General features: G+C 43.2%; 6 protein-coding genes. 4 read left to right on the top strand and 2 right to left on the bottom strand.

Annotated features, from left to right (window positions below):
* The 3 genes from VNZ46_RS06330 to VNZ46_RS06320 form a co-directional block, all read left to right on the top strand.
* Positions 1 to 891, top strand: an 891-nt coding sequence (locus VNZ46_RS06330; protein ID WP_325559253.1) for a 4Fe-4S dicluster domain-containing protein, incomplete at its 5' end; no start/stop codon positions are given.
* A gap of 12 nt (positions 892 to 903) precedes the next feature.
* Positions 904 to 1704 (top strand): (Fe-S)-binding protein, encoded by an 801-nt coding sequence (locus tag VNZ46_RS06325; RefSeq protein ID WP_133778856.1) that lies wholly within the window; start codon positions 904 to 906, stop codon positions 1702 to 1704.
* Positions 1694 to 2545 carry an MBL fold metallo-hydrolase gene (locus tag VNZ46_RS06320; RefSeq protein WP_325559252.1) on the top strand — a complete coding sequence of 284 codons (852 nt, stop codon included), beginning with the start codon at positions 1694 to 1696 and terminating at the stop codon, positions 2543 to 2545. The genes VNZ46_RS06325 and VNZ46_RS06320 overlap by 11 nt, the downstream gene beginning before the upstream one ends.
* Here VNZ46_RS06320 and VNZ46_RS06315 read toward each other — a convergent pair.
* Positions 2457 to 2933: a hypothetical protein gene (locus tag VNZ46_RS06315; RefSeq protein ID WP_325559251.1), complete on the bottom strand. Its 477-nt coding sequence runs from the start codon at positions 2931 to 2933 to the stop codon at positions 2457 to 2459. The genes VNZ46_RS06320 and VNZ46_RS06315 overlap by 89 nt on opposite strands.
* A gap of 51 nt (positions 2934 to 2984) precedes the next feature.
* Between VNZ46_RS06315 and VNZ46_RS06310 the strand changes: the two genes are divergently transcribed.
* The gene (locus tag VNZ46_RS06310) at positions 2985 to 3464 is read left to right on the top strand and encodes an ABC transporter ATPase (RefSeq protein ID WP_325559250.1); all 480 of its coding nucleotides are present in this window, start codon (positions 2985 to 2987) and stop codon (positions 3462 to 3464) included.
* 15 nt (positions 3465 to 3479) lie between these two features.
* Here VNZ46_RS06310 and VNZ46_RS06305 read toward each other — a convergent pair.
* The coding region (locus VNZ46_RS06305) for a cyanophycinase (protein ID WP_325559249.1) at positions 3480 to 3892 on the bottom strand (413 nt) is incomplete at its 5' end.

Below are 3892 nucleotides of genomic sequence, written 5' to 3'. Positions count from 1 at the left end.
AGATTCAGTGGTGTAGAGATGACCAGCTGGCCTAAATCAGATGCAAATTATATCCTGATCACAGAAATCCTGTTGATGACTGCTTTTTTGACTATGAATGCTGCCGACGCGAAATTACAGGCTTTAGGCTATGGACATTATGTGACTGCAGGTGCTTTTCCCGTGAGCCAGTTCCTTCAAAACTTATTGCCGGATAGCACTTCTTCCCTGGTGGCTATTGAGCGTGGCTGCTGGTGGTTCCATATTATCGGTATTCTGGCCTTCCTGAATTACTTACCCTATTCAAAACATTTCCATATTCTTTTTGCCTTTCCAAATACGTATTTCTCCAATCTGGAGCCAAAAGGTGAATTCAGCAATATGCAAAGCGTAACCAATGAGGTGAAAGCCATGCTGGATCCTTCTTTTACACCGGAACCTGCAGAACCTGGCCGTTTTGGAGCTAAGGATGTAAATGACCTGAGCTGGGTTAATCTGATGAATGCCTATACCTGCACTGAATGCGGCCGCTGTACCTCGGTATGCCCGGCCAACATGACCGGTAAATTACTTTCACCAAGAAAGATCATGATGGATACCCGCGACAGGTTAACTGAAGTTGGAAAAAACATAGATAAGTCTGGAAATGGATTTGATGATGGTAAATCTTTAATAGATACTTATATTAGCCGGGAAGAAATCTGGGCCTGTACCAGTTGTAATGCCTGTACCAATGCCTGCCCGATCAATATCGATCCACTGGCCATTATTACCGAACTGAGAAGATATGCGGTCATGGAAGAATCACAGTCTCCTGCAAGCTTAAATACAATGATGGGTAATATTGAAAATAACGGTGCGCCCTGGAAATATTCTCCTGCAGACCGTTTAAACTGGGCTAAAGAAAACTAAAAAGAGCTGAAGATGAGCGAGCAATTAAATTTTGAAGTGCCAACAATGGCAGAACTGATAGCCAGAGGCGAAGAACCAGAGATTTTATTTTGGGTAGGCTGTGCCGGCAGTTATGATGAACGCGCACAGAAAACTACCCGCGACATCTGCAAAATCCTGCATCATGTTGGTTTAAAATATGCCGTATTAGGTACGGAAGAAAGCTGCACTGGAGACCCCGCAAAACGCGCAGGTAATGAATTCCTGTTCCAGATGCAGGCGATGACCAATATTGAGGTATTGAATGGCTACAACATCAAAAAAATTGTAACCGGCTGTCCGCATTGCTTTAACACCATAAAAAATGAATATCCCGGACTGGGTGGCAGTTATGAAGTTATCCATCATACCCAGCTGATCCAGCAATTGATTGACGAAGGAAAACTAAAAGCCGAAGGTGGTGAAAGTTTCAAAGGCAAGAAGATCACTTATCATGACCCTTGTTACCTGGGCCGCGGAAATGATGTATATGAAGCACCCCGTAAAGCCCTGGAGGTTTTGGACGCACAGCTTGTCGAAATGAAACGCTGTAAATCTAATGGCCTTTGTTGCGGTGCAGGTGGTGCCCAGATGTTTAAGGAACCCGAAAAAGGCAATAAGGACATCAATATCGAACGCATTGAGGAAGCATTGGAAACCAATCCGCAAATCGTCGCTGCATCCTGCCCTTTCTGTATGACCATGCTGAGTGATGGGGTGAAATTGAAGGACCAGTCAGAACATGTAAAGGTCCTGGACATTGCAGAAATAACAGCCAGGGCAAATGGATTGTAATACGCTCTTTATTACTTCGCTGAATTCCGGAAGCAACGGAAACTGCTACTATGTGGGTAACCATGAAGAAGCCGTTTTAATCGATGCCGGCATTTCATGCAAGGAAACAGAGATCCGGATGACCCGGTTGGGATTATCCATGCATAGCATTAAGGCCATTTTCATCTCCCATGAACACTCCGATCACATTAGAGGACTGACTGTTCTGGCGAAAAAATACCAGCTTCCGGTATACATTACTGCAGGAACCTTATTAAATTGTAAAGTAAAACTAAAAGATGACCTGATCAGGCCGCTCAGTGGCGAACAAATTATTCATATTGGCAACCTGAGCATCAGTTCTTTTCCAAAAGTTCACGATGCCGCAGAACCACATAGCTTTGTGGTGGCTTGCGGGGAGACCAGAGTTGGGGTATTTACCGATCTTGGCGTTGTTTGTCAGCAACTGATACACCATTTTAAACAATGTCATGCAGCCTTTCTGGAGGCCAACTACGATGAAGACATGCTTCACCAGGGAAGTTATCCCTACTATTTAAAAAGACGCATCAGTGGAGGACAGGGTCACTTATCCAATAAACAGGCACTGGCACTTTTCCTTGAACATAAGCCCGCCTATATGACTCATTTACTACTGGCGCATCTTTCCCGAGACAACAATGCCCCGGAGCTGGTCCAGGAGCTCTTTAACACCCACGCTGAGGGTACGCATGTGGTAGTCGCATCCCGATATGAAGAGAGTCCTGTTTTCACTATCGGGCAGCCAGCTGGACATTCATCCGGTGAAAGCGTACCAACACTTCTGCAAGATCTTCGGGTTCCATATCCTTCAGCGGGATAGAGAGAAAAGAGGCCATACTGTCGATATCTCCTTTCTTATCGTTATAGGTTTGCACAATAACATCTTCTCCACTGGTCCGCATAAATAAACGCCCGTTTTTTACAGTGCCGTAATAATCCAGGTCTTTAAATTTACTAAAGTTGAAAGAGAAATATTCTATTTTTCCATTACTGAAATGCCGCTTGTACCGGCAAAACCCATTGTTGGTAACATAGAGCTCATATTGCTTAACATCTACCCCCTGATGGCTAATGTCATAATGATCTGTTAATTTTTTCTGAACATAGAGCGCCTCTTCCTCGATCAGGTTTGATGCACAAAAGGCACAAAAAACCAGCCCTGAACAAGCTAATACCACTGATTTTAAGTTTATTGTAAACTTTTTCATTGTGTCAGGCATTTACTTATCCTAATTTAAATAAAATGTTAAATTTGTAATATGAGTTTTTCTCCACAATCTAAAGTTTGGGTTTACCAAAGCGACCGTGAATTCAGCAACACAGAGGCTGCTGCAATTCAACAACAACTGAATGCCTTTACTGAGCAATGGAAGGCACATGGCCATCAGCTAAAAGCTAAAGCAGAGGTCATTTACAACTTTTTCATCGTCATTACTGTAGATGAAGCCGCAGCAGGAGTTACCGGATGTTCTATCGATGCATCTGTACGCCTGTTGAAAGACATCGAGCAAACCTATAAAGTTGATCTGTTCAACCGGTTCAATATGGCTTTCAAAATTGACGGAAAAGTAGCCGTCAACAATAAAGAAGATTTCGAAACACTGGTCAACATTAAAAAGATCGGGCCCAAAACCATTGTTTTCAACAATCTGGTGCAAACCCTGGAAGAATTTGAAACCAAATGGGAGATTCCTTTTGAAAAAAGCTGGCACAACACGCTGTTTGCACACCTGTTGTAACCAGCTGTCTTAATTTTATTTGAGTTTAAACTGATCTCCAGGAGTATAAATGGAAAATTTGAGACCGTCCATTTTGATCAGGTGACTTTTGTCTGTCTTTAAGTTAACCGGATCTGCTATCCTTAAGACCTGGCTGGTTCCGGCAACTTTAACTGTTTTCCCGTGAATGATGATTGCGGTATCTTCATCTATTCCAATGCAATCAAAATCAGGATGCGCGTTTAAGGCCGACAACAATCTGTTGTAGCGGCTCCGTTTCATAAAATGCTGGTCAATGATCACTGATTCAACCAGACCCATCCCTTCTTCAAATTCTACATTTCCATTCCATAATTTATCAAATGTTGCATGATAAGTGGTATCGCCCAGCAATTGCTCACCCGTAATCATATACTTGCTCATAACGGCAGCCCCGGCACTTGTGCCCG

Origin of the sequence: Pedobacter sp. (genome assembly GCF_035566355.1) — a bacterium.
Classification (GTDB): Bacteria; Bacteroidota; Bacteroidia; order Sphingobacteriales; family Sphingobacteriaceae; genus Pedobacter.
The sequence above is the reverse complement of the archived record's forward strand: the minus strand, read 5'-3'. Positions and strand labels throughout refer to the sequence as shown.

What these genes read in the sequence shown, in the direction of transcription:
- VNZ46_RS06320 (WP_325559252.1), top strand. Translation starts at nt 1,694, where the DNA reads ATGGATTGTAATACGCTCTTTATTACTTCGCTGAATTCCGGAAGCAAC.
- VNZ46_RS06325 (WP_133778856.1), top strand. Translation starts at nt 904, where the DNA reads ATGAGCGAGCAATTAAATTTTGAAGTGCCAACAATGGCAGAACTGATA.
- VNZ46_RS06315 (WP_325559251.1), bottom strand. Translation starts at nt 2,933, where the DNA reads ATGAAAAAGTTTACAATAAACTTAAAATCAGTGGTATTAGCTTGTTCA.
- VNZ46_RS06310 (WP_325559250.1), top strand. Translation starts at nt 2,985, where the DNA reads ATGAGTTTTTCTCCACAATCTAAAGTTTGGGTTTACCAAAGCGACCGT.